The sequence below is a fragment of the Rhodococcus sp. ACPA4 genome, assembly GCF_002300185.1.
In the GTDB taxonomy this organism is placed as follows: domain Bacteria; phylum Actinomycetota; class Actinomycetes; order Mycobacteriales; family Mycobacteriaceae; genus Rhodococcus_F; species Rhodococcus_F globerula.
Map to the genome: position 1 here is coordinate 2,546,867 of NZ_NSDY01000001.1, position 21,851 is coordinate 2,568,717.

A 21,851-nucleotide genomic window follows, 5' to 3' on the forward strand; every position below is an offset into this window, starting at 1 on the left:
GTCGCCTGCCTTAGAGCTTGATTACCTTCGACTTCGGAATCGGGTGGGAGTCCGCCTTGATCCAGCGCATCGCCCAGGTCCCCTCCGCGTGCGAATCGGTGTTGATCCAGTTGCCGTAACCCGGATCCTTTGCCGCCACCACGATTGTCAGGGTTCCGTCGTCGTTGAGCTTTGCAGTGTGGTTGTTGATGTAGATGTTCGTCCGGTTGTAGTCGAGCGACTCCACCCAGAAGTTCTGCAGCACGAAGTTGAAGTACTCGCAGTTCGGAACTTCGGTCTCGATGACCCACGCCTCGTCCTCGGCGAGCTTCCAGTACCCGTGCAAGTAGAAGATCGTCGGATCGCCGCCGGCGTTCTGGAAGTAGTCCTGTCCCCAGTCGAAGATCTCGTTGGTGTGCGGTTGGAATTTGCGCGACCATTCGAGGAAGGTCTCCGCCATCCCCTTCACGATCCCGACCGACTTGCTCAGGCGCACGCCCAACTCTTCCGGACTCAGCGGCTCGAAGTCGCCGTCCGGGTTCAGGCACTCGATGCTCAGCTCACCGGGTACCTCGTTGCGTCGATCCCGATACGTCTGTCGAACGGAGATGAGATTGCTGTCGGCCGCCAGCGGCAGCCAGGCACCTTCCGCCGGCTTGTCCACGCTCGCGATGAACTCGAAACGGCCGTTCTCGTCAACCTCGAGGTCGTGGATGTGCAGGTCGCCGGTCTGCAGCATCGTGCCGTCGATGTGGTACCGATTGATGCGTGAACCGAACGTGATCAGCGGAACCGTGCCCCGACTGCCGATGATCCGGTAGCTGTACTTACCGGAAATGTTGGCGCGCATGTAAACGTTGTCCGGGTTGTCGGCACCGATCTTCGTCATCATGTTCGGGTTCGGTGCGGACGTGAACTGCGGCCACCGCGGATCGGTGTACTCGACACAGTTGATTGTGCCGTAGCGGAGCAACCGACTCAGGTAGCGGACGCCCTCAGCCTGCGTCAGCGGATCCTGAGGAACGATCTCGTCTTCGAGGACCTTCCCGACCTCGAGCAGATCTGCGCAGAACTTTTCCCAAGTAGCGTTCATATGAGTCTCCTTGTTCTAGTAGATTTTTCGAGCAATCAGCTGGCGGCGAACTTCGCTTCGACGTCGGCGGCGCTCACGCCGAACTCCTCGAGCGAATAGCGGTGTGACGGACGACGGTGTTCTGCGAGGCTCGCCTGATGCGACGCATCCACCGCGGCCCGAGCCTCGTCCGTGAAGGGCAGGTCGAACTGCGCGTAGATCTTCTCGACAGTGCCGACCGCATCGGAGATGAAGTCCTTGTAGTCGACGTCGATGAACTGATCGGAGTTGTAACGGGTACGGGCATTGTTGAAGTTCGCGTTACCGCGCGCCCACAGGTCGAGTTGGGTGCGTCCGATGGCCGGACGGTCGAAGGCCTTCGACATATCGTGTCCGCCCTGCTCCGCAAGGCTGAAAGTGGACGCCATCGATGTCAGCGGGTCCCGGAATGTGCGAACGAACAACGCATCCGGATAGACCGACATGATCTCGTCGATCGCGAAGACGTGGCTCGGACTCTTGAGCACCCATCGTCGATCCGAATCGTGCAGCCCGATCAGCTGCAGGTTCTTCTTGTGCCGCGCATACGTTTCGGTCCAGTCCTGCTTCGCCAGCCACCGGGTGTAACTCGGTACGTACGCAACGGTCTCGAACGCGGTCGAGAGCATCGTCTGCTGCAGCAGGCGCCAACATTCCTCGACCTCCTCCGCCCCCATGAAATGCACCTTCATCAGGTCAGCCTCGTTGCGCTGACGGGCTCGGTAGAAAGCGTCTGAGCGAACGTAATCTTCGTTCTCCGACCACTTGTCGCGCTCGGGGCGCGGCTGCGGCGTCTCGGCAAGCCACATCTCGGCACCCTGATGCGCCGGGTCAGCGCCCAGCAACCGGTGTAGCGCGGTGCTGCCGGTCCGAGTCAACCCGACTACGAAGATCGGACGCTCGATCGGAACATCGACGTGCTCGGGGTATTTCGCGAATCCGGCCTCGCTGGTCAGTCGTCCCGCGAGCGCTCCGATGATCATCTTGCGAGCAATCACCTTGCCGTGCGGAGTGAGGTCGGCTTCCTGCTGGAACGACTCGAGCAGAACTCGAAGGCCATCGAGGTAACCGTCACTGCCGAAATCTTCGTAACCGGCCACCTCGCGCGCAGCCTGGTGCAAGTCCTCGATGGAACCAATGCCGTCGTAATCCTGTGTCATGACACGTCCTTTGAGAATTGATCGGTCTTGTATGAGTTGATCAGTGGTGCGTGTGACCGCAGTTGACGTCGAGACATTGCCCGGCGATGGCCCTGGCCGAATCGGACAGGAGGAAGACGACAGCGTTGGCAATGTCATCGGGTTCTGGTAGCCGGCGCAGATCGGCGCCCGCTGCGATCTCGTCGTAAATGACCTTGGGGTCGACTCCGGTGGCCGCAGCCTTCTTCTCGAACATGTTCTTGACCGAGTCCGCCCAGATATAGCCGGGGGCAACGGAGTTGACTCGAATCCCCTTGGGACCGAGGTCGATCGACAGACTGCGGGCCATTGCCAGAAGTCCGGCTTTCATCACGCGGTATGCCCCGAACCCGGGAAGCTGATTGCGCAGCACCATGGACGTGACCATCACGACGGACCCCTGCGCCTCGGTCAATGCCGGCACCAATGCGCGTGTGACGTTCAACGCCGCAAGCAAGTTGATGTCGATGCCCGACTGGATGGAAGCCATGTCGGCTTCAAGCAATGGGACCTGCGCCGGTTGGACAAAGGCATTGTTCACAAGGCAATCCACGGCACCGAACTCGGCAACGGCAGTCTGCGCCAGCGACGCAATCGAATCGACGTCGGTGAGATCCGTCGGTACCGCCAAAGCGATTCCGCCGCGATCACGGATCTCGGTTGCCACCGATTCCAAACGCTCGGACGTGCGGGCGGCCAAGACAACCTTCGCACCGGCCGCCGCACTCTGAACTGCGATCGAACGACCCAGTGCCGGGCCGACTCCCGAGACCACGACTACTTTGCCGGCCAGCAGGCCCTGAGCGCTCAACACAGTGCCTGCGGATCGAGAACCACACTCAACGAGACGATCTTGCAGTTGTCGTCGAATTCGAACAGGTCGGAGGCAGCGAAGTCGGCCATACCGACGCGCTGCACCCGAAGCTGCATTGCTGCGTACTTTCCCGTCACCGAAATCGGACCGAGCAGGCTGACCGTGAAGTCGACCTGCGCGTTTGCCGTGTCGAATGCGCGAATCTCGTCGACCCCGCGATAGGTCTTGACACCCAACGGTTCGTGTTGAACGGCGTCGGCGGCAAACAGCGCAACCAGATTGTCAACATCGTGACTTCCGAGATACTTGACGTAATCTTCTACGACAGAAATGATTTCAGCCCTGTCAGGCATGAAGGCTCCTCATGTTCAGGCGGGTCAAGAAATGGTTCCGCGGGCGCGGAGATAGTCGACAATGACGCTCGCAGCATCCTCGGTCGTCGTGACACTGGTGTCGATGTGAATATCGGGACTCTGCGGCGCTTCGTACGGTGAGTCGATGCCGGTGAAGTTCACCAACTCCCCACGTCGAGCCTTCTTGTACAGCCCCTTGGGATCTCGCTCCTCTGCGACGGCAAGAGCGGTATCGATGAAGATTTCGACGAACTGGCTGTCCCCGATCAATTCACGGGCCGCATGACGCTCCGCCTCGAACGGCGAAATGAACGACGCGAGAACGATCAGGCCGGCGTCCGCCATCAGGCGGGTCACTTCGGTGACGCGGCGGATGTTCTCGACGCGGTCGGCTTCGGTGAACCCGAGGTCTCGATTCAAACCGTGACGGACATTGTCTCCGTCGAGGAGATAGGTGTGTGCGCCGAGAGCGTGCAGTTGGCGCTCGACGTCGTTGGCGATGGTCGACTTCCCCGAACCGGAGAGCCCGGTGAACCACAGAACGGCGGGTTTATGTCCCTTGAGCCTGGTGTGCGCGGCCTCGTCCACGTCGACGGATTGCCAGTGAATGTTGTCGGATCGGCGCAGCGAGTGCGTGATCATGCCGGCACCGACCGTGCCGTTGGTGAGGCGATCGATGAGGATGAAACTGCCGGTGTCACGGTTTCCCGTGTAGGGGTCGAACGGGACCGCGCGATCGAAACTGATGTTGCACACACCGATTTCGTTGAGCTCGAGGGTTGTCGTTGCGGTCTTTTCGAGTGTGTTGACGTTGATCTTGTGTTTCGGTTTCGTGATGCGCGCAGTGACTGTGACGGTACCGATCTGGCACAGGAACGGTCGTTCGGGCAGCATGGGTGCCTCGCCCATCCACACGATGTGGGCCTCGAACTGGTCTGCGACGGCCGGCGGATTGTCGCCGATGGACAGCACGTCGCCGCGGCTGATGTCGATCTCGTCGGTGAGTGTGATGGTGACCGAGCGGCCCGCGCCGGCCACATCGAGGTCGCCGCCCATCGTCACGATGCGCTCGACGGTGGACGTCTTTCCGCTGGGGAGCACGCGGATCGGATCACCGGGAGAGACTGTCCCGGAGACGATCTGGCCCGAGAATCCCCGGAAGTCGAGGTCCGGCCGGTTGACCCACTGCACCGGCATCCGGAACGGAGCCGAGGCGGCGGCATCGTCGATGTCCACGGATTCGAGATGTTCGATCAGGCTGGGCCCGGAATACCACGGGGTATTCGCGCTGCGCTCGGTGAGATTGTCGCCCTTGTATGCCGACATCGGAATGGCGACAAACCCGTCGAGACCGATCTCGTGAGCGAAGCTCGTGTAGTCCGCAATGATGGCGTCGAAGACCTCCTGCGAGTAGTCGACGAGGTCGAGTTTGTTGACCGCGAGCACCACGTGCTTGATCCCGAGTAACGACACAAGATACGAGTGCCGACGCGTCTGCGTCAGGATGCCTTTGCGTGAGTCGACAAGGATCACCGCGAGATCGGCTGTCGATGCGCCGGTCACCATGTTTCGGGTGTACTGCTCGTGCCCGGGGGTATCGGCAACAACGAACTTGCGACGTTCTGTCGTGAAGTAGCGATAGGCGACGTCGATCGTGATGCCCTGCTCACGTTCGGCTGCGAGACCGTCGACGAGGAGCGCAAAATCGAGCCCTTCACCCTGGGTGCCGCTCTTGCGCGAATCCGCTTCGAGTGCCGTCAGTTGATCGTCGAAGACGAGTTTCGATTCGTAGAGCAGACGGCCGATCAAGGTGCTCTTGCCGTCGTCGACGCTGCCGCACGTGATGAATCGCAGCATGCTCTTGTTCGCGTGGCGCTCGAGGTATGCCTCGATGTCGTCGGCGATCAGATCCGAGGAAACAGTCATCAGAAGTACCCTTCTTGCTTCTTCTTTTCCATCGACGCACTCGAGTCGTGGTCGATGACCCGTCCCTGGCGTTCGGAGGTGGTGGTGAGCAACATTTCCGAGACGATCTCGGTCAAGCTGGTGGCGGTCGATTCGACGGCACCGGTCAGCGGGTAGCAGCCGAGGGTGCGGAAACGGACGCTCTTGAGTTCCGGAGTTTCTCCCGGCAACAAGGGCATCCGGTCGTCGTCGACCATGATCAGGGCGCCGTCACGTTCGACGACGGGACGCTTGTCGGCAAAATACAGCGGAACGATCGGAATCTCTTCCTGGCGTATGTATTCCCACACATCGAGCTCGGTCCAGTTCGAAAGCGGGAAGACGCGCAGGCTTTCACCCGGCGCTTTGCGGACGTTGTACATCCGCCACAGCTCCGGTCGCTGCTGCTTCGGATCCCAGCGGTGCGCTGCCGATCGGATCGAGAAGATCCGTTCCTTGGCCCGGGATTTTTCTTCGTCACGGCGGGCGCCGCCGAACGCCGCGTCGAACTTGTAGTGATCGAGGGCTTGTTTGAGGCCTTCGGTTTTCCACATGTCGGTATGGACGGCCGAGCCGTGAGTGAACGGGTTGATCCCCTGCTTCACGCAGTCCGGATTGGTGTAGACGATCAGATCGAGATCGCCTGCAGCAGCGGTACTGTCACGAAGTTTGTACATTTCGCGGAACTTCCACGTGGTGTCGACGTGCAGCAGCGGAAACGGCAGCTTCGACGGGTAGAACGCCTTGCGTGCCAGATGCAGCATCACGGCGGAGTCCTTGCCCACCGAGTACAGCATCACCGGATTCTCGCTCTGCGAGGCAGCTTCACGCATGATGTGAATGCTCTCGGCTTCGAGTCGTTCGAGGTGCGTCAGTGTCGTGGTCATCGGCCCAGTTCCTCCAGTGCTTTCGGGGCGAGTTCAGGTCGGCAGATCAGCAGATCCGGCAGCCACGGGTTTTCCTGGTTGTAGCGAAGTTCGCTGCCGTCGATACGCGAAACATGCAGTCCCGCAGCGCGTGCGACGGCAACAGGGGCCGCCGAATCCCACTCGTACTGCCCACCCGCATGTGCATAGATGTCTGCTTCTCCGGATACAACCGCCATCGCTTTGGCGCCGGCAGAGCCCATCTCGATCAGCTCCGCGCCCATCGAGTCAGCCATTCGCATGACCGGTTCCGGACGCCGCGTCCGCGACACGACGACGCGTACCGGCGTCGTAGCGCCGCGATCGGTTCGATCATCGCTGCTTGCATAGGTGACGCCGAGGGCAGGCATTGCGACCGCACCTGTTGTGAGGACGCCGTTTTCGGTCAGTGCGACATGCACGGCCCAATCCGATCGGCCGGCTTCTCCGTATTCACGGGTGCCGTCGAGCGGGTCGACGATCCACACCCGATCCGCATTCAACCTCGCGAGGTCGTCAGCGCCTTCCTCCGACAGCACCGCATCCGCGGGGAAGCGTCGGGCAAGTTCGGCGACGATGAAGTCGTGACTGAGCCGATCGGCAGCGTCCTTGAAAGTCGCGGCATCGACGTCGTTCGCACCGAGGGATTTCCGGTGTTCGAGCAGAAGTTCTCCAGCCGCAGCGGCGATCTCGATCGCCGCGCGTTCATCGTTGGTGCGTGTCATAGGTACTCCACAACTGTGTAGACCTCCCGATGGATACGGGAAGAAACGTCAGGCCGACCGCAGAGTGTCCAGCGCTACGCACTGGTCTCGATGTGGTCTGCGCCATAGCGTAGCACCAGAATGAACGATGTTCATTCTATTTCGAACAATGTTCTTTCTGTGATTGGTATCACTGAACAGCAAACCCTATGGTCAAGAATGAACGACGTTCATTTGCAATTGAGGTTGCGGCCTGTCCCGACTACGGTGATCAAATGAGCAGTACCAGCACTAACTCGATCTACGGCGACGCCGAAGCGCGCCGACGCCGCACCTTGGACGCGGCGATCGCACTCCTCGACGAAGGCGGCTACTCCGCGCTCACTATTCGCGCGGTGGCAAAACGATCGGGAACCAGCACCGGCCTGATCTACCAGTACTTCGTCGACAAGCAGGACATCTTTGCCGCCCTGCTCAGCGAGAGCCAACTGGAAATGGCGGACTTTGTGAGCTCGCTCCCCCGCGAGCAAGGACTGACGCCGCTACTCGAGTCCATGATTCCCGAATTCGCGCGGCACTGGGCGCGAGTCGGCAGACTCACCACCACGTGGCGCGACATCGAGGGAATGGCCGGATCCGACCGCGACAGTATGCGGGAACTTCACGCATCAGTTGCGGTCTTCAACTCGGCATTGATTCGAGCGCTCACCGAATCTGCTGCAGCCGAAGGCAGCCGGTTGATCGAAGACCCCGCGCTCATCCATCTTGTGCTCTCCGGACTCAAAGGCCTGTCGGACACCATCGTCATCAACGTCGCCAAAGAAATCACACCCGAGCATTTCGTGAACTTCTCCGCCCGCGCGCTCGCGCGGGCCATCACGGAGTGAACCGAACAGCTACTCAGGAACGAACGAGGCGAGCGATCGCTGCCTGAGCTTCCTTGATCTTGGCGTCGGCTTCCGGACCGCCCTGCTTGGCGGCTTCGACAACACAGCCGGCAAGATGCGCGTCGAGAAGCTTCAGGGACACGGACTGCAACGCGCTGGTTGCGGCCGAAACCTGCGTCAGGACGTCGATGCAGTACCGATCGTCGGCAACCATGCGCGAGATACCCGCGACCTGACCTTCGATGCGGCGAAGACGTTTGAGCAGATCGTCCTGCTCGGGGCTGTAACCACTCATAAGGTCACTATACCCCCTACCCGTATGGTGCTTAGTCGGATGCGACGTAGGCCATACGGAGCCGACGCGTCACATCGATCGCCATGAGCCCGGCCAGCAAGAGAGCCAGACCGGCACCGGAGATCCACAGTCCGTCGTAGTGGGTGCCCTCGAACGACGGTGCGCCCTCGATAATCGGACCGAAGGTCGACGTGGTCAGCCCTGATCGCCAGCACACGAGCGCCAGCGTCAGCGCCGCGACCATACCCAGAACACCTACCAAGGTCTTGGCATCGACTTTTCTAGTCATCGGACACCCTCTCGGAATCTCGCGCACTATCCGCTTCGCCGCGGCGCGCCATTACCTGATTCAACGCCTCACGCAACGCGATGTCGTCCTTCGCCCAGGCTCGGACCAGACCACCCGTCGTCAGTCGCAAGCCGATGCTGTGACGACGACGTGGCACTCCGGACAGTTCGCCGAGCGCTCGGGCGGTTTCCCACGGCTCCATTTCGTCTTCGTAGGCGGAGTCGTCCGATTCGGGAAACACCTCGGCGATTTCGTCGACCGGAACCTCCTCGGTGCCCTGACGAAGCATCGCGTCGGTCAACTCGACGCTCACATGCCGGCGCGCGGCAGTGACCTGCACGTAGACCAAGCCCGTCAGAATCACCGCGAACATTGCCAATCCGAACCAGTGCACCACCGGCCCGGTAAACAATTCGATCACCAGAGCCACCAGGCTGAACGCCGGACCGAGGGCAACAGCCGACATCCGCGAACCAGGCTCGTAGAACAGAACCTCGGACGCGTTGTCAGCCATGAGCAAACCAGCTGCGCGTCGAGCCCCGATAAATCGACACCCCCGCGCTGATCAGCATCACCGGAACAACCAACGCCAGAGCGGTGCTGATACCGGTGATCACCAGTGCCAGCTGGAGCCACACAAAGACTCCCGAATAGATGACGAGTATCCGTCGACACAACCTCCGGCCGAGCCGCGTCGGTCCGGCCAAGCCGCCGATGATCAATCCGCTGAGCAACAGCGCCACACCGGACACACGAACGAACGTGACATAGGTATCGATGTTGTCCGCCGACACCCCCTGATCGGCGAACTGTTCGCGGAGCTCGTACGACGCGCTGGACATACTGATCAAGCCGAACAGGATCAGGAGGAATGCACTTGCTATCCACAACCAGAAGGCAGCGTTGACAGCGGTGGGGGGCCGGACTTTCTTCGACGTCGTCACAGGTGCCGAGTCCGCGCTAGCCACTCACGACTCCTGGCACGACAACCAGGAGTGCAGTGGCGATCACGGATATACCCAACAGCAGAAATACGATCATTTCGGTTCGCGAGCTGCGTCGCGGTCGTGGGGCGTCATGTGTGCCCTCGGCGTTCAAAGCGTCTCGAGAATGCACTGCGCTTGCCTCTCCCAACTACCGTCGTGACCTGATTCACACTACCCCGCATGGCGCCTCACCGGGACTGTGGGGGGAACCTCAGAAAGTACGGATTCGACTCCTTGCGATGCATCATCACGATGGCACCGACGGCCGCGACAGCTTGCAGGATCTGCGCGCCGCCGAACAGCAGGGTGGCACCGTCACCGCCCCCACCGAGACCGAGAATCACCGGAATCGCAGAGACGACCATGAAGACCCCACCAAAGGTCAACAGCATGCGCGCCCAGTTCTTGCCGCGGCTCATCGATCGCACGACCAGCAGGAAAAGCGCGGTGAACACCAAAATCATGATCACCGACACCACCACAGCCATCGGGAAAACACTCTCGATGTCCGAGCGGGTGAGACCCGCGTCGGCGGCGGCGGGATTGCTCATCATCTCGTCGATGAACGACGACTTCTGACCGAGCATCATCGCGATCATCGCGCCGCCCTGCACCACACCGAGCACAGCCACTGCCCACCACAGCTGAATCGCCGTCACCACGTCGGTCGGCGGCTCGGACTTCTGCGTGCCCGAAGGATGCGACGACGGATTGGTCGGCATCGGGCCCAGCGGATGGAACTGATTCTGGAACTGCTGGTTCTGATACTGCTGATTGTCGTACGACGGTTGGTTGTCGTACGGCGGTTCCTGGCGAGGAGGCTGCCACGGCTCGGTCATGATGACAGCCTATCTGTCCGGCACTTCATGATCATCCGGCTTGGTCCGAGCTCACAACCAACCGGCGACCTCGGACGCCCAGTACGTGAGAACGACGTCGGCACCGGCACGTCGGATGCTGGTCAGCGATTCGAGAACTGCGGCGTCGCGATCGATCCAGCCGTTTTGCGCAGCCGCTGTGATCATCGAATACTCCCCCGAGATCTGATACGCAGCCACCGGCACCGGTGAACGGTCCGCAGTCTCGCGCAGGATGTCGAGATACGACATGGCGGGCTTCACCATCACCATGTCCGCGCCCTCGGCAATGTCGAGATCAACTTCGCGCAACGACTCACGACGGTTGGCCGCGTCCTGCTGATAGGTACGACGGTCACCCTGCAGCGAGGATCCGACTGCTTCGCGGAACGGCCCGTAGAACGCCGACGCGTATTTCGCTGCGTACGCCAACTGACCGACCTCGGTGTACCCCGCCGCGTCGAGTGCGCCGCGAATCGCCCCGACCTGCCCGTCCATCATTCCGCTCGGTCCGAGGAGATGAGCACCCGAATCTGCTTGAGCCAACGCCATCTCGACGTATCGAATCAAGGTCGCGTCGTTGTCGACGGCGCCGGCCGGTGTCAGCACTCCGCAGTGCCCGTGATCGGTGAACTCGTCGAGACACGTGTCGGCCATGATGACCGTCGAATCACCGAGTTCGTCTGCGAGAGCCCGCAATCCGACGTTGAGAATTCCGTCGGGGTCGATGGCGCCCGATCCCTGTGCGTCCTTGTCCTCGGGCTTGGGCACACCGAACAGCATCAGACCGCCGACCCCGGCGCTCACCGCCTCGGTAGCCGCTGCTCGCAACGAGTCGAGAGTGTGCTGGTACACGCCGGGCATGGAGGAGATCTCACGCGGGGCGGCGATACCGTCCGCAACGAACATCGGCAGCACGAGGTGCCGCGGTTCGAGGGTCGTCTCCGCTACCAGTCGCCGAAGCGCAGGGGTTCGCCGGAGTCGGCGCGGACGATGGGTGGGAAACACGAGACGGATTCTCCTTCGTCGGACGTTGCTGTGCGCCTTTCCGGTAGTGGGCACTACCAGAAAGGCGCACAGGCGCTTTAGCGCCTACGTGACTTCTTGCGCGGAGGCGGCAATGCACCCTCGGCGCGCAGGCGAGCGGCGTGCTCGGCCAGTGCCTCGACCAGCGGCCCTACCTGCGAGGTTTCGGGCTGCACGTCGACGCGCAGTCCGAACTCGATGGCAGTTTCGGCGGTCTTCGGGCCGATGCACGCAACCAGAGTGCGAGCGTGCGGCTTGCCGGCGATACCGACAAGGTTGCGCACCGTCGAGGACGAGGTGAAGCACACGGCGTCGAATCCGCCGGTCTTGATCATCTCGCGGGTCTCGGCGGCAGGCGGTGCGGCGCGCACTGTGCGGTAGGCGGTGACGTCGTCGATTTCCCAGCCACGTTCGCGCAGGCCTTCGGCGAGGGTTTCGGTTGCGATGTCGGCGCGGGGCAACAGAACTCGGTTGACCGGGTCGAAAACGTCGTCGTACGGCGCGAATTCGGCCAGCAGCCCTTCACTGGACTGATCACCCTTCGGTACCAGTTCGGGGTTGATACCGAACGAGCGGACCTTGGCTGCGGTGGCTTCGCCGATGCAGGCGATCTTCACGCCGGAGAATGCGCGGGCGTCGAGGCCGAACTCTTCGAACTTCTCCCACACTGCGCGAACAGCATTGGTGGAGGTGAAGACGACCCACTGGTAACGACCGTCGACGAGTCCCTTGACGGAGCGTTCCATCTGAGCGGGGCTGCGCGGCGGTTCGACGGCGATGGTCGGGACCTCGATCGGGATGGCGCCGTGGGTGACCAGACGGTCACTCATCTCGCCGGCCTGATCCTTGGTGCGCGGCACGAGGACGGTCCAGCCGTACAGTGCGCGTGATTCCCACCAGGACATCTTGTTGCGTTGGGCGACAACCTTGCCGACCGTGATGACCAAGGAGCCGACCAGTTCGGAGCCGGCCTCGTTGAGCGTCGCCAGTGTTGCCTCGACGGTGCGCTGCTGCCGGGTGGTGCCGCGCACGGTGATCGCTGCGGGGGTCTGCGGAGCCATGCCGTTCTCGACCAGCGCGCTGGCGGTCTCGGCGAGGTGTCCGGAGGTTGCGTGCAGGACCAGCGGTCCCGGTGCTGCGGCCAGTGCGGCCCAGTCGACCTCGCCGCGCACGTCGGCTTCGGTGTGTCCCGATCCCAGTGCCATGCCGGCATAGCTGGGAACCGCTGAGCCGGAGGGCAGTCCTGGCAGGACCTCGAACTGAACCTGGGTGCGTGCCACCGCGGTGACCTCGGCGATCACGGAATCCGTGGTAAGCGGATCACCCGAGACGAGACGGACGACGTCGTGGCCGTTCTTGGCTTCGTGCACAAGAGTTTTGGCGACCTCGGCCGGTTCCCCGAGTGCGGGACGCACGTCCGCGATCAGTTCGCCGGTTTCCTCGTCGCGACCCATGTCGATGCCCACGAGAGCGACGACGCCCTTGTCCACATCAGGATCGGTGAATGCCAAGGCTGCGCCGGTGAGGACGTCGCGTGCGCGAACGGTGAGCAGGGCGGGGTCGCCCGGTCCCGATCCCACGAACAGGATCCGTCCGGGAGTGTTCTTTCGGACTCGGGTCATCGGTGATTCTCCAGTGCGCTGTATCGAAATGGGAACTTGGTGCAAGTGCAATAGGTTGTGTCAAACATCGGCGGCCTCGCCTGTGGTCACGTTCATCAACTCTCGGGCGCCGAGTTCGAGTAACTCTCGGGCCACCGCTCTGCCGAGTTCCTCGGCGTTGTCCGGTGCACCGACTGCACCGGTACGGATGACGTCCGAACCGTCGAATGCGGCTGCGCAGCCGCGGATCGACAGTTCGTCGAAAATTCTGCCGTTGTCGTCGATTGATTCGACAACTTCGGCGAGTGCCCCTACGGGGGCAGTACATCCCGCTTCGAGTTCGGCCAGCAGGGCGCGTTCGGCGATGACCGCCGCACGTGTGTCCGCGTGATCGAGCTCTGCGAGTATCGCCACCAATTCTTCATTGGCAGAGAGACATTCGACTGCCAGCGCACCCTGCGCCGGCGCCGGAAGCATCTGAACGGGCTCGATGTTCTCGGTGATGAGATCAAGGAGGCCGATGCGGGACAGACCGGCGCGAGCGAGGATCACGGCATCGAGTTCACCGGATTCGACCTTGCCGAGCCGGCGCTGCAGGTTTCCGCGCAGCGGCACGATGTCGAGCCCGAGACCGAGGGCCGCGAGCTGTGACACTCGTCGTGGCGCAGAGGTTCCGACCTTGGATCCCGCCGGAAGTTCACCGAGCACCAGGCCGTCACGGGCAACCAGCGCATCACGCGGATCTTCGCGAGGCGGGATCGCGGCGATCACGAAACGCTCGTCCTGCGCAGTGGGCAAGTCCTTGTACGAATGCACGGCAACGTCGACGCGGTTGTCTGCCAACGCTTCTCGAAGCTCCGCCGTGAACACGCCGACGCCGATCTTCTGCACTGGATCGGTGGACTGATCACCCTTGGTCTTGATGATGACCAGTTCAGCCGGGTGCCCGGCCGCAATGAGTGCGTCGCGCACGGTTCCGGCTTGTGTGGTGGCGAGAAGGCTTCCGCGAGTACCGATCCGCAGGGTGCCCTCGGAGTGCAGTGGTGTGGTGCTCATACCTGCTTGTCCCTTCCACCGCGATCGCCGTCCACCCGATCGGTGGGTGCGGCCACTGCCGCGGGCAATGCCGGGCTGAGTTCGAATAGTTCACGCAGCGCGGCCGCGTATGAATCTCCGCCAGGCGCCGACGCCAGTTGCTTGACGCGCACGGTAGGTGCGTGAAGCAGTTTGTCCACGACGCGTCGTACGGTGCGTGCTACTTCGTCGCGTTGCGGATCGTCGAGATCGGGCAACCGCGAATCGAGGCGCATCAGTTCGGATTCGACGACATCTGCGGCGCGCTGCCGCAGAGCCGTTACCGTGGGTGTGACCTCGGCGAGTCGTTGACCGGCCAGGTACATCGCCAACTCACCGGCAACGATGGCGCGGGCAGCGTCGGCATCCGATGCCGCGGCCCCCGCAGCCGGATCCCGTTGCAGCGCTTCCATGTCCAGGACCGTGACGCCGGGCAGACCCGATACTGCAGGGTCGATGTCGCGGGGCAGACCGAGGTCGCAGATGACAAGATGCTTGTTCGGGTTGCGATCGGGTTCGGCGAGCGCGCGGTGCGCGTCGGCCAATGTGACTACTGCTCCGACCGCACCGGTACAGGTCACCAACACGTCCGCCTGCGCCATGACCGCTGAAAGCTGCTCGAAATCAACAGCTTCGGCGATGACGCCGTTGGAACGAGCGGTGTCCGCCAAGTGCTCGGCACGCTCGCGGGTGCGGTTGACCACAATGATGCGATCGATTCCGGCGCGGGTCAGGTGCGCGACCGACAGTCCGCCCATCGCACCTGCGCCGACAACCACTGCGGTGCGTCCGACCAATCCACCGTCACCGAGGATTCCGGCAGCGCGGTCGAGCGCCACCGACACCACTGATGCTCCGGCAGAATCTATTCCGGTTTCGGAGTGCACCCGCTTGCCGACACGCAGTGCCTGCTGGGCAAGCTCGTGCACAACCCGCCCTGCCGCCTGCTGCGCGTCGGACGACGCGTAGGCAGTACGAATCTGGCCGAGGATCTGCTGCTCGCCGATCACCATCGAGTCGAGTCCGCTCGCGACGGCAAAGAGATGCTCGACGGCAGCTTCGCTGTACCGCACGTAGGCGTGGGCATGCAGGGCCGTCAGGTCCAGACCGGAATGGTCGGAGAGGATCTCGCCGACCTCGGTGAGAGCGCCGTGGAATGCGTCCACGACTGCATATACCTCTACCCGGTTGCAGGTGGAGACGATCATCGCCTCGGTGATGTGCGACGACGCCAGAAGCTTGTCGATCAACTTCGGACGGTCGGTGTCGGTCACCGCCACTCGCTCGAGAACCGGCACGGGCGCAGTTCTATGCGAAACCCCGACAAGCAAAACACTCACGGCGCGATCACTGATCCGTTTCTTGTCGAACCTGCTCCGACCGGAGCGGGTGAACTTGTGGAGGGACGGGACGAAGCGGGTGCCGCATGAGCGACGCGCACTCTTGGTGCAGCTGACGCCTGATCTGCGTTGCGTGCACTGTTGAACGAGAGAACCTGCATTTCGACTGCCAAGTCGACCCGTCGCAGTTCCACGTGATCCGGAACGTCGAGAGCGATCGGCGAGAAACTCATGATGCAGAGGAGGCCGGCGCGAACGAACTGATCGCATACGTCCTGCGCGGCCTCGTCCGGAGTGGAGATGACGCCGATGGTGGCCTTCAGTTCGCGGCACGCGAATTCGAGTTCGGCGGTGTCCCGCACGGTCAGATCCCCCACCTGGGTTCCGACGCGAGCGGCGTCGCTGTCGAAGAGTCCGACCATCTCGAATCCACGACGACTGAACCCGCCGTAGCCGACCAGTGCTTTCCCGAGGTTTCCGACGCCCACCAGAACAACCTTGTGTCCGCGGTCCAGCCCGAGCGCACGCTCGATGCGGATGCGAAGTTTGGTGACGTCGTACCCGACGCCGCGAACACCGTTGGGACCGAGGAACGAAAGATCCTTGCGCAACTTCGCTGATCCGACGCCTGATGCCTGCGCCAGTTCTTCGCTGGAGACGATGGACGTACCGCGATCGGACATGACTCCGAGGACCCGCAGGTATGCCGCCAACCGGGTCACCGTAGCCTGGGGGATGACGCGATCCTGCGTAGTTGCGGGATCGACCTCAGCAGCGACTGGAGCAGCAGTGGTGACAGGACGGCCCGCAGCGCCGGTGACGCGCTGAGCCGATGGCTCGTGCGTCTGGTGCGGTTCGGTCACGTCGTTGGCTCCTCGTCCGACCGACACAGTTGTCGACCTCCACGATGCTCCGGGGGGAATGTTCACACCACGGTAACCGCTTGTGAACCCATGCACAAAGTTGCTTGGAACGGGTTCGATGTGCCTTTAACCTGCAGAGCGGCAGATTTCCCCATATTTAGCATTGCCTTACTTGCGTAAATCGGCTCGAAGTCTCTCTTCGTCGACTTCCCAGTAACCGTGCTCGCGCCCATCGAGAAGAATGACCGGTAGCCGGTCTCCGTACTCGGCCCTCAGTTCCGGGTCGCTTGCTGCGGCTTCGTCCACGTCGATGCACGTCACTTCAAGCTCGAACTCGCTGCAGACCCGCGCCAGCACCTCCGCCGCGCCTACACAGGAGGCACATCCCGCACGGGTCAACAAGGTCACTTCATGGGTGTTCACAGTCATCGAGTAAGGACCCTTCCTCAGGCGCGATGTTCATCTATCAGTCGGTCAAGTGTGCCTTTTGTGCCCACCCCGATACCAAATCGCCCGAGAGGAAGGTCACACACACCGACACTCATCGCCATCCACGCCTTGGAGCCTCACCGCGGAGGATAGGCTGACTTCAAGAGTTCTCTGCTCAACGGTGCAACACGGGAGGTGCGGGTGCCTGCGCGATCACTACCGAACGGTTCCGGATTCGGGTCGGGGCTGGCCGGGGTCATTCTCCCTGGTCGTCGCCGGGTCAAGAATCCGCTGGGACCGAGCGAATCGGAAGTTCGAGCCAACCTCGCCGGTGAGGCCAGTGCGGACGCGGCCCTGGCACTCACCGCGGCCGCCCAAGCGGAAGAGCCCACGGCCGACGACGCTGTACCGGCGGTGCCGCGAGACCTCACTGCTGCGGCATTCTTCGACGTCGACAACACCATGGTCCAAGGTGCGTCCATCATTCACTTCGCACGTGGGTTGGCCGCCCGGAAATACCTGAAAACGTCGGACCTGGTGGATTTCGCCTGGAAACAGGTCAAATTCCGGGTAACCGGACGCGAGAGCAGTGACGATGTTGCCGAGGGCCGCGAGAAGGCTCTCTCGTTTGTCGCCGGCCGGTCAACGGCCGAACTCGCCCGACTCGGTGAGGAAATCTACGACGAGGTGATCGCGGACAAGATCTGGCCTGGCACCCGTGCGTTGGCTCAGATGCACTTGGACGCGGGCCAGCAGGTCTGGTTGGTGACGGCTACCCCTGTCGAACTCGCGCAGGTCATCGCCGAGAAGTTGGGTCTGACCGGAGCCTTGGGCACAGTCGCGGAGAGTGAGGACGGCGTCTTCACCGGCCGTCTTGTCGGTGACATCCTGCACGGAATGGGCAAGGCGCATGCCGTCCGCACGCTGGCGGTTCGCGAGGGCCTCAACCTCAAGCGGTGCTCTGCGTACTCCGACTCTCACAACGACGTCCCGATGCTGTCCCTCGTCGGTACCGCTGTTGCGATCAATCCCGACGCCGATCTTCGCGAACTCGCAAAGAACCGCGGCTGGGAAGTACGTGATTTCCGCACCGCGCGCAAAGCGGCCAAGATCGGTGTTCCCACGGCGCTGGTGCTCGGGGCGATCAGTGGTGCACTCGCCGTCATCCTTGCGCGTCGGAAAGAACAGAACGCCTGACGGAATCGAAAGTCCGGATCGAATCCGATCCGGACTTTCAGTTCAGCCCCGCTTTCAGTTCAGCCCAGGAAAATGTTGCGGCGCTTGGCCAGCAGTCGGTAGAGCGTCTGCTGGATGGTCTCGCGCACGTGGTCGGTCACTTCGAAGAGAACCATCGGATCCTCTTCTGCACCTGCGTCGTACGTGTCCGTGACGATCGGCGTCCCGAATTCGATGTGCCATTTCGACGGCAGCGGAACCAGCCCGAGCGGTCCCAGATGCGGAAACAACGGAGTGACCGGGAAATACGGAAGACCCAACAACCGCGACAGCGTCGTCAAGTCGCCGATTTTCGGGTAGATCTCTTCCGAGCCGACTATCGAGCACGGGATGATCGGAACTCCGGTACGCATTGCGGCCGAAACGAATCCGCCGCGCCCGAACCTCTGCAACTTGTAGCGCTCACTGAACGGTTTTCCGATTCCCTTGAACCCTTCGGGGAAGACCGCCGCCACTTCACCCTCACGCAGAAGTCGCTCGGCGTCCGGGTTGCAGGCCAGTGTGTGCCCCGCTTTGCGCGCAAGTCCGCCGACCAGCGGCATCTCGAATGCCATGTCCGCAGCCAACATTCGCAGTGGCCGGTGCGCCGGATGGTGATCGTGTACGGCAACGGACGTCATCAACCCGTCGATCGGAATCACGCCGGCATGATTCGCGACCACCAGAGCGCCGCCGGTAAGGGGGATGTTCTCGATTCCGCTGACCTCGACACGAAACCACTTCTCGAACAGTGGCCGCAGCATAGGCATGACGATGTGGTCCGCGAAGTGCGGATCGAACCCGAACTCGTCGACCTCGTAGTCACCGGCCATCCGGCGCCGTAGGAACTCCGCCGTCGACGCGATCTGATCGACCAGTCCCGAGCGGACGGTGTCGACAAACGACCCGTCGTTCGGAGTCTTGGGTGGCAACGCCCCACTCGAAGGATGCCGGCGCTCGCTCTGCTCTCGCACCAATCGTTGCGCGCCGGTTACCGATTCACGTGAGCTTGCTTCGCTTCGGGTTGGGTGCGGCCGCAACGGAATTACCTTTGCCACGTCACTCATCGCTCCACCACACCTCGGTCCGGGGTCGTCATCGACATCACGTCGGCGCTCGGTGACGCCACGGCTCCGTTGCCGCCGACTATCGCGGTCAACGTTTTCTCCGCCCGGTCGATCCACTCGGACCCGATGATCCGCCGCGTCTGCATGGCCCGGACGAAGTCGTCGAGCGCCTGCATCGTCGTCCACCTCGGCTCGAATCCCATCTCGCTGCGCATTCGTGTGGTGTCCAGACCGCACCCGAACCGGAAGTACTCGAGTTGTTCGTCGGTGTACAACCGCATGGACGAACCCACCAAGGCGTTGCCGACGCTGCGGAACAGCGCCAGCGGCATCGGAACTTCGATGCGTCCGGCTCGCCTGATGGCCTGCGACATCATCACAACCCCGTCTGCTGCGATGTTGTATGTTCCCGCCACCGGGGTAACGGTGGCGCATTCGAGCGCGGCAAGCGCGTCCTCGGCGTGCAGCAACTGCAGACGTGCGTTACGTCCGGCAATGGTGGGAACCACCGGTGCACTGATGTAGTGCCCGACCGTTGCGGTGAGTTGGGGGCCGATCAGCGGAGCAAGTCTCAGAATTGCCACGTCGATGTCGGGCCGGCGACGTCCCATGCCTCGGAGATACCCCTCGATTTCGAGGGTGTCCCTGGCGTAGCCTCCGGGCGGGCGCCGACGCGCACTCATCTCTTCCGTGAACTGGGCGGGATCTTTGGCACTGCACCCGTACACAACCGACGCGGAGCGGAGAACGACTTTGCGAACGGTAGGGGCCTTCTGGCACACAGCGAACAACTGCATTGCGCCGATGACGTTCATGTCCTTCATCGCTGCGCGTGAACCTGATTTGGGGGCCTTCTGCAGGGTCGACGCGTGTACGACGGTATCAACTTCGGCGCCTCGGATGACCTTGCCGATGAGGGGGTTGCGGATATCGGCGCGCACGAATTCGGCACGGCCCATTCGGCGCAACATGTCTTTGCTCGGGCTCACGGAGTCAACGGCGATCACTCGCTCGATTGCCGGATTCTGCGCCAGTCGGGTTACCAGGTAACCGCCCAGAAATCGGCTTGTGCCGGTCACGAGAACCACGCGGGGAACTACATTGTCCGATTTCGTGTCGCCTGCTGATTTTTCGTCGGCTGCTGTGTCACGAACTACCACCAAGTACCCCCCTATCCAGGACGAACGATCGTTCCCGAATCACTTTTGTGACAAGTTTCCCCCACCATACGGCCAGTCGGGGTCTCGCGCTGTTTACCCGCATCACACTCATTCAAGACATATCTCCCACGGAGTGGGACGGCGTGTCCATAACCCCCCCGAACAGGCCCCGAACAGACAACGATGCCCGCCGCTTCCGAAGAAGTGGCGGGCATCGACGCTTAGTGCACAGTACTGCTTATTTACCGAGTTTCCTGCGCTGCACTCGGGTACGACGAAGCAACTTGCGGTGCTTCTTCTTGGACATGCGCTTGCGACGCTTCTTGATCACTGAACCCATAGCGGGTGTCCCTCACGTTCTTCTATAGCGTTCCTGCGCACGCCGGTCACGTACGCCTGCGCCAAGCAACTGGCGCCTGGCCCTCGTTTTAACTAGCTCAGCGCCTTACGACACCAGCTTGCTGGTACGACAGTTGATTATCGTACCGGTGCGGACTCACTCGACATAAACCGAGCCTCCGGCACAGCTTCTGCTGTGCCCGCGACAGGGCTTACGCCGAGCTCGTCCTCTCCGAATCGGCTGGTCAGCCTGCGTCGAAGTACGAGGTTTCGAGATAATCGTGCACCGCTTTCGCATGTACACGGAACGAACGTCCCACTCGAACAGCGGGCAATTCGCCGCTGTGTACCAAACGGTACACAGTCATCTTCGACACCCTCATCAACGTTGCCACCTCGGCAACCGTGAGGAATTGTGTTCCGGCCACGGCCGGCTTCCCGTCGTGGGACGAACCCATGGACGGCTTGTTTGCAGACACCATAAATCCACATACCTCCAGTACGACTCGCGCCGCCGGCTTCCCCTCCGGCGGAACAGACACGTACGTACTAACCCCGAGCTTAGCTGTACTTGTGGGGTTAAAGCGACGGGTGTGGCGTAATGGGCGACTATTCGACAGCGGCACCCATTGCGACTGAACGCGTCTTAGCGGCCTCGAGAGCGTTGTAGAACGCGGTTCGAAGACCGCCTGCCTCGAGTTCGCGAAGCGCTGCGGCTGTCGTGCCACCTGGCGAGGTCACGGCAGCCCGAAGATCGCCGGCGCTGTCTCCGGTGCGATCGAGCATCGCGGCCGAACCGACCATCGTCTGAACAACCAATTCAGACGCCACTGCACGAGTGAGACCGAGACTGACACCGGCATCGATCATCGCTTCGGCCACCAGGAACATGTATGCCGGACCAGAACCGGATACGGCCGTGACAGCATCGATCTGCGATTCGGGCACCGTGACGACCTTGCCGACGCTGCCCAGAATTCCGCGCACCAATTCCAGGTGCTCCGGCTTGACGTGTCGGCCCGGCGCCAGAACGCTGACGCCTTCGCCGACCAGCATCGGTGTATTCGGCATGACCCGAATCACCGGGAACCCTGCAGGAAGCCGCGTTTCGTAGAACCCGATGGGGATACCGGCGGCGAGCGAGACGATCAACTGCTCGAGATCACCGTCGAGATCCACCTTCGACAGCGCTGTCAGAGCTGCCTCGACGTCGTTCGGCTTGACGGCGATCACGATAACGTCAGCACCGTCGGCCGCGTCCTCGATCGTGGTGACGCGGATGGAGTACTCGGCAATCAGTTCCTCCACGCGCGGCTGATACTGCTCGGCAACAACCAGATCCTTGATCGCATGGCCTGCGTGCAGCAACCCGGAGATCAGCGCCTCGCCGATCTTGCCGCCACCGATAATCGCAATTCTTGTCATGCCGTCAAGC

The 21,851-nt window shown here is 62.1% G+C and carries 25 protein-coding genes; 2 read left to right on the forward strand and 23 right to left on the reverse strand.

What is annotated here, in order from left to right; genetic code table 11:
* Positions 1 to 10 precede the first annotated feature (10 nt).
* Genes CJ178_RS11535 through CJ178_RS11565 form a run of 7 tightly spaced genes read right to left on the reverse strand, consistent with a single transcriptional unit; the run spans position 11 to position 7,009 of the window.
* Positions 11 to 1,072 (reverse strand): DUF1214 domain-containing protein, encoded by a 1,062-nt coding sequence (locus tag CJ178_RS11535; RefSeq protein ID WP_095886730.1) that lies wholly within the window; start codon positions 1,070 to 1,072, stop codon positions 11 to 13.
* Between the two features lie 35 nt (positions 1,073 to 1,107).
* A complete protein-coding gene (locus tag CJ178_RS11540; RefSeq protein WP_033235477.1) occupies positions 1,108 to 2,250 on the reverse strand; it encodes a sulfotransferase family protein in 1,143 nt (380 codons plus the stop codon).
* 40 nt (positions 2,251 to 2,290) lie between these two features.
* Positions 2,291 to 3,082, reverse strand: a complete 792-nt coding sequence (locus tag CJ178_RS11545) for an SDR family oxidoreductase (protein WP_033235478.1) — start codon at positions 3,080 to 3,082, stop codon at positions 2,291 to 2,293.
* A complete protein-coding gene (locus tag CJ178_RS11550; protein WP_033235479.1) occupies positions 3,076 to 3,435 on the reverse strand; it encodes a nuclear transport factor 2 family protein in 360 nt (119 codons plus the stop codon). The genes CJ178_RS11545 and CJ178_RS11550 overlap by 7 nt, the downstream gene beginning before the upstream one ends.
* Before the next feature lie 24 nt (positions 3,436 to 3,459).
* The gene (gene cysN, locus CJ178_RS11555) at positions 3,460 to 5,361 is read right to left on the reverse strand and encodes a sulfate adenylyltransferase subunit CysN (RefSeq protein WP_045063835.1); all 1,902 of its coding nucleotides are present in this window, start codon (positions 5,359 to 5,361) and stop codon (positions 3,460 to 3,462) included.
* Entirely contained in the window at positions 5,361 to 6,266 is a 906-nt protein-coding gene (cysD, locus tag CJ178_RS11560; protein WP_095886731.1) for a sulfate adenylyltransferase subunit CysD, read from the reverse strand. Before cysD ends, cysN begins: the two co-directional genes overlap by 1 nt.
* Entirely contained in the window at positions 6,263 to 7,009 is a 747-nt protein-coding gene (locus CJ178_RS11565; RefSeq protein WP_033235482.1) for a 3'(2'),5'-bisphosphate nucleotidase CysQ, read from the reverse strand. Before CJ178_RS11565 ends, cysD begins: the two co-directional genes overlap by 4 nt.
* 254 nt (positions 7,010 to 7,263) lie before the next feature.
* Between CJ178_RS11565 and CJ178_RS11570 the strand changes: the two genes are divergently transcribed.
* Positions 7,264 to 7,875 (forward strand): TetR/AcrR family transcriptional regulator, encoded by a 612-nt coding sequence (locus CJ178_RS11570; protein WP_033235777.1) that lies wholly within the window; start codon positions 7,264 to 7,266, stop codon positions 7,873 to 7,875.
* A gap of 13 nt (positions 7,876 to 7,888) precedes the next feature.
* Here the strand turns inward: CJ178_RS11570 and CJ178_RS11575 are convergent, their stop codons facing one another.
* From CJ178_RS11575 to CJ178_RS11625, 11 genes are all read right to left on the reverse strand, one after another.
* Complete coding sequence (locus CJ178_RS11575; RefSeq protein WP_033235483.1) at positions 7,889 to 8,170, reverse strand: metal-sensitive transcriptional regulator; 282 nt, start codon at positions 8,168 to 8,170, stop codon at positions 7,889 to 7,891.
* Positions 8,171 to 8,201: 31 nt separating this feature from the next.
* Positions 8,202 to 8,459, reverse strand: coding sequence for a hypothetical protein (locus tag CJ178_RS11580; protein ID WP_033235484.1), 258 nt, complete (start codon positions 8,457 to 8,459; stop codon positions 8,202 to 8,204).
* A complete protein-coding gene (locus CJ178_RS11585; protein WP_095886732.1) occupies positions 8,452 to 8,973 on the reverse strand; it encodes a hypothetical protein in 522 nt (173 codons plus the stop codon). Before CJ178_RS11585 ends, CJ178_RS11580 begins: the two co-directional genes overlap by 8 nt.
* The gene (locus CJ178_RS11590; RefSeq protein ID WP_230590253.1) at positions 8,966 to 9,427 is read right to left on the reverse strand and encodes a hypothetical protein; all 462 of its coding nucleotides are present in this window, start codon (positions 9,425 to 9,427) and stop codon (positions 8,966 to 8,968) included. The genes CJ178_RS11585 and CJ178_RS11590 overlap by 8 nt, the downstream gene beginning before the upstream one ends.
* 206 nt (positions 9,428 to 9,633) lie before the next feature.
* Positions 9,634 to 10,284 carry a hypothetical protein gene (locus CJ178_RS11595; protein ID WP_033235486.1) on the reverse strand — a complete coding sequence of 217 codons (651 nt, stop codon included), beginning with the start codon at positions 10,282 to 10,284 and terminating at the stop codon, positions 9,634 to 9,636.
* Positions 10,285 to 10,335: 51 nt separating this feature from the next.
* Complete coding sequence (gene hemB, locus CJ178_RS11600; RefSeq protein WP_033235487.1) at positions 10,336 to 11,310, reverse strand: porphobilinogen synthase; 975 nt, start codon at positions 11,308 to 11,310, stop codon at positions 10,336 to 10,338.
* A gap of 77 nt (positions 11,311 to 11,387) precedes the next feature.
* Entirely contained in the window at positions 11,388 to 12,950 is a 1,563-nt protein-coding gene (locus CJ178_RS11605; RefSeq protein WP_033235488.1) for a uroporphyrinogen-III synthase, read from the reverse strand.
* 60 nt (positions 12,951 to 13,010) lie between these two features.
* Positions 13,011 to 13,985, reverse strand: coding sequence for a hydroxymethylbilane synthase (gene hemC, locus CJ178_RS11610; RefSeq protein ID WP_095886733.1), 975 nt, complete (start codon positions 13,983 to 13,985; stop codon positions 13,011 to 13,013).
* Positions 13,982 to 15,343, reverse strand: coding sequence for a glutamyl-tRNA reductase (locus tag CJ178_RS11615; RefSeq protein WP_033235490.1), 1,362 nt, complete (start codon positions 15,341 to 15,343; stop codon positions 13,982 to 13,984). Before CJ178_RS11615 ends, hemC begins: the two co-directional genes overlap by 4 nt.
* Positions 15,340 to 16,233, reverse strand: a complete 894-nt coding sequence (locus CJ178_RS11620; RefSeq protein WP_095886734.1) for a redox-sensing transcriptional repressor Rex — start codon at positions 16,231 to 16,233, stop codon at positions 15,340 to 15,342. Before CJ178_RS11620 ends, CJ178_RS11615 begins: the two co-directional genes overlap by 4 nt.
* Before the next feature lie 141 nt (positions 16,234 to 16,374).
* A complete protein-coding gene (locus CJ178_RS11625) occupies positions 16,375 to 16,635 on the reverse strand; it encodes a glutaredoxin family protein (protein WP_033235492.1) in 261 nt (86 codons plus the stop codon).
* A gap of 201 nt (positions 16,636 to 16,836) precedes the next feature.
* Here CJ178_RS11625 and CJ178_RS11630 point away from each other — a divergent pair, with 201 nt between their 5' ends.
* Positions 16,837 to 17,832 carry an HAD family hydrolase gene (locus tag CJ178_RS11630; RefSeq protein WP_033235493.1) on the forward strand — a complete coding sequence of 332 codons (996 nt, stop codon included), beginning with the start codon at positions 16,837 to 16,839 and terminating at the stop codon, positions 17,830 to 17,832.
* 59 nt (positions 17,833 to 17,891) lie between these two features.
* Here the strand turns inward: CJ178_RS11630 and CJ178_RS11635 are convergent, their stop codons facing one another.
* From CJ178_RS11635 to proC, 5 genes are all read right to left on the reverse strand, one after another.
* Entirely contained in the window at positions 17,892 to 18,917 is a 1,026-nt protein-coding gene (locus CJ178_RS11635; protein ID WP_095886735.1) for a lysophospholipid acyltransferase family protein, read from the reverse strand.
* Positions 18,914 to 20,005 (reverse strand): NAD-dependent epimerase/dehydratase family protein, encoded by a 1,092-nt coding sequence (locus CJ178_RS11640; RefSeq protein ID WP_045066581.1) that lies wholly within the window; start codon positions 20,003 to 20,005, stop codon positions 18,914 to 18,916. The genes CJ178_RS11635 and CJ178_RS11640 overlap by 4 nt, the downstream gene beginning before the upstream one ends.
* Positions 20,006 to 20,315: 310 nt before the next feature.
* Positions 20,316 to 20,417, reverse strand: a complete 102-nt coding sequence (locus tag CJ178_RS11645; protein ID WP_003402602.1) for a 30S ribosomal protein bS22 — start codon at positions 20,415 to 20,417, stop codon at positions 20,316 to 20,318.
* 244 nt (positions 20,418 to 20,661) lie between these two features.
* Positions 20,662 to 20,898, reverse strand: coding sequence for a helix-turn-helix domain-containing protein (locus tag CJ178_RS11650; RefSeq protein WP_003941845.1), 237 nt, complete (start codon positions 20,896 to 20,898; stop codon positions 20,662 to 20,664).
* Between the two features lie 127 nt (positions 20,899 to 21,025).
* Positions 21,026 to 21,841 (reverse strand): pyrroline-5-carboxylate reductase, encoded by an 816-nt coding sequence (proC, locus tag CJ178_RS11655; RefSeq protein WP_033235495.1) that lies wholly within the window; start codon positions 21,839 to 21,841, stop codon positions 21,026 to 21,028.
* Between the last annotated feature and the right edge of the window lie 10 nt (positions 21,842 to 21,851).

Bases quoted from the DNA above. Each gene is read 5' to 3' on its own strand.
- CJ178_RS11565 (WP_033235482.1), bottom strand. From the start codon at position 7,009: ATGACACGCACCAACGATGAACGCGCGGCGATCGAGATCGCCGCTGCG.
- CJ178_RS11540 (WP_033235477.1), bottom strand. From the start codon at position 2,250: ATGACACAGGATTACGACGGCATTGGTTCCATCGAGGACTTGCACCAG.
- hemC (WP_095886733.1), bottom strand. From the start codon at position 13,985: ATGAGCACCACACCACTGCACTCCGAGGGCACCCTGCGGATCGGTACT.
- CJ178_RS11535 (WP_095886730.1), bottom strand. From the start codon at position 1,072: ATGAACGCTACTTGGGAAAAGTTCTGCGCAGATCTGCTCGAGGTCGGG.
- CJ178_RS11570 (WP_033235777.1), top strand. From the start codon at position 7,264: ATGAGCAGTACCAGCACTAACTCGATCTACGGCGACGCCGAAGCGCGC.
- CJ178_RS11585 (WP_095886732.1), bottom strand. From the start codon at position 8,973: ATGGCTGACAACGCGTCCGAGGTTCTGTTCTACGAGCCTGGTTCGCGG.
- cysN (WP_045063835.1), bottom strand. From the start codon at position 5,361: ATGACTGTTTCCTCGGATCTGATCGCCGACGACATCGAGGCATACCTC.
- proC (WP_033235495.1), bottom strand. From the start codon at position 21,841: ATGACAAGAATTGCGATTATCGGTGGCGGCAAGATCGGCGAGGCGCTG.
- CJ178_RS11650 (WP_003941845.1), bottom strand. From the start codon at position 20,898: ATGGTGTCTGCAAACAAGCCGTCCATGGGTTCGTCCCACGACGGGAAG.
- CJ178_RS11595 (WP_033235486.1), bottom strand. From the start codon at position 10,284: ATGACCGAGCCGTGGCAGCCTCCTCGCCAGGAACCGCCGTACGACAAC.
- cysD (WP_095886731.1), bottom strand. From the start codon at position 6,266: ATGACCACGACACTGACGCACCTCGAACGACTCGAAGCCGAGAGCATT.
- CJ178_RS11605 (WP_033235488.1), bottom strand. From the start codon at position 12,950: ATGACCCGAGTCCGAAAGAACACTCCCGGACGGATCCTGTTCGTGGGA.
- CJ178_RS11550 (WP_033235479.1), bottom strand. From the start codon at position 3,435: ATGCCTGACAGGGCTGAAATCATTTCTGTCGTAGAAGATTACGTCAAG.
- CJ178_RS11575 (WP_033235483.1), bottom strand. From the start codon at position 8,170: ATGAGTGGTTACAGCCCCGAGCAGGACGATCTGCTCAAACGTCTTCGC.
- CJ178_RS11645 (WP_003402602.1), bottom strand. From the start codon at position 20,417: ATGGGTTCAGTGATCAAGAAGCGTCGCAAGCGCATGTCCAAGAAGAAG.
- CJ178_RS11625 (WP_033235492.1), bottom strand. From the start codon at position 16,635: ATGACTGTGAACACCCATGAAGTGACCTTGTTGACCCGTGCGGGATGT.
- CJ178_RS11580 (WP_033235484.1), bottom strand. From the start codon at position 8,459: ATGACTAGAAAAGTCGATGCCAAGACCTTGGTAGGTGTTCTGGGTATG.
- CJ178_RS11635 (WP_095886735.1), bottom strand. From the start codon at position 18,917: ATGAGTGACGTGGCAAAGGTAATTCCGTTGCGGCCGCACCCAACCCGA.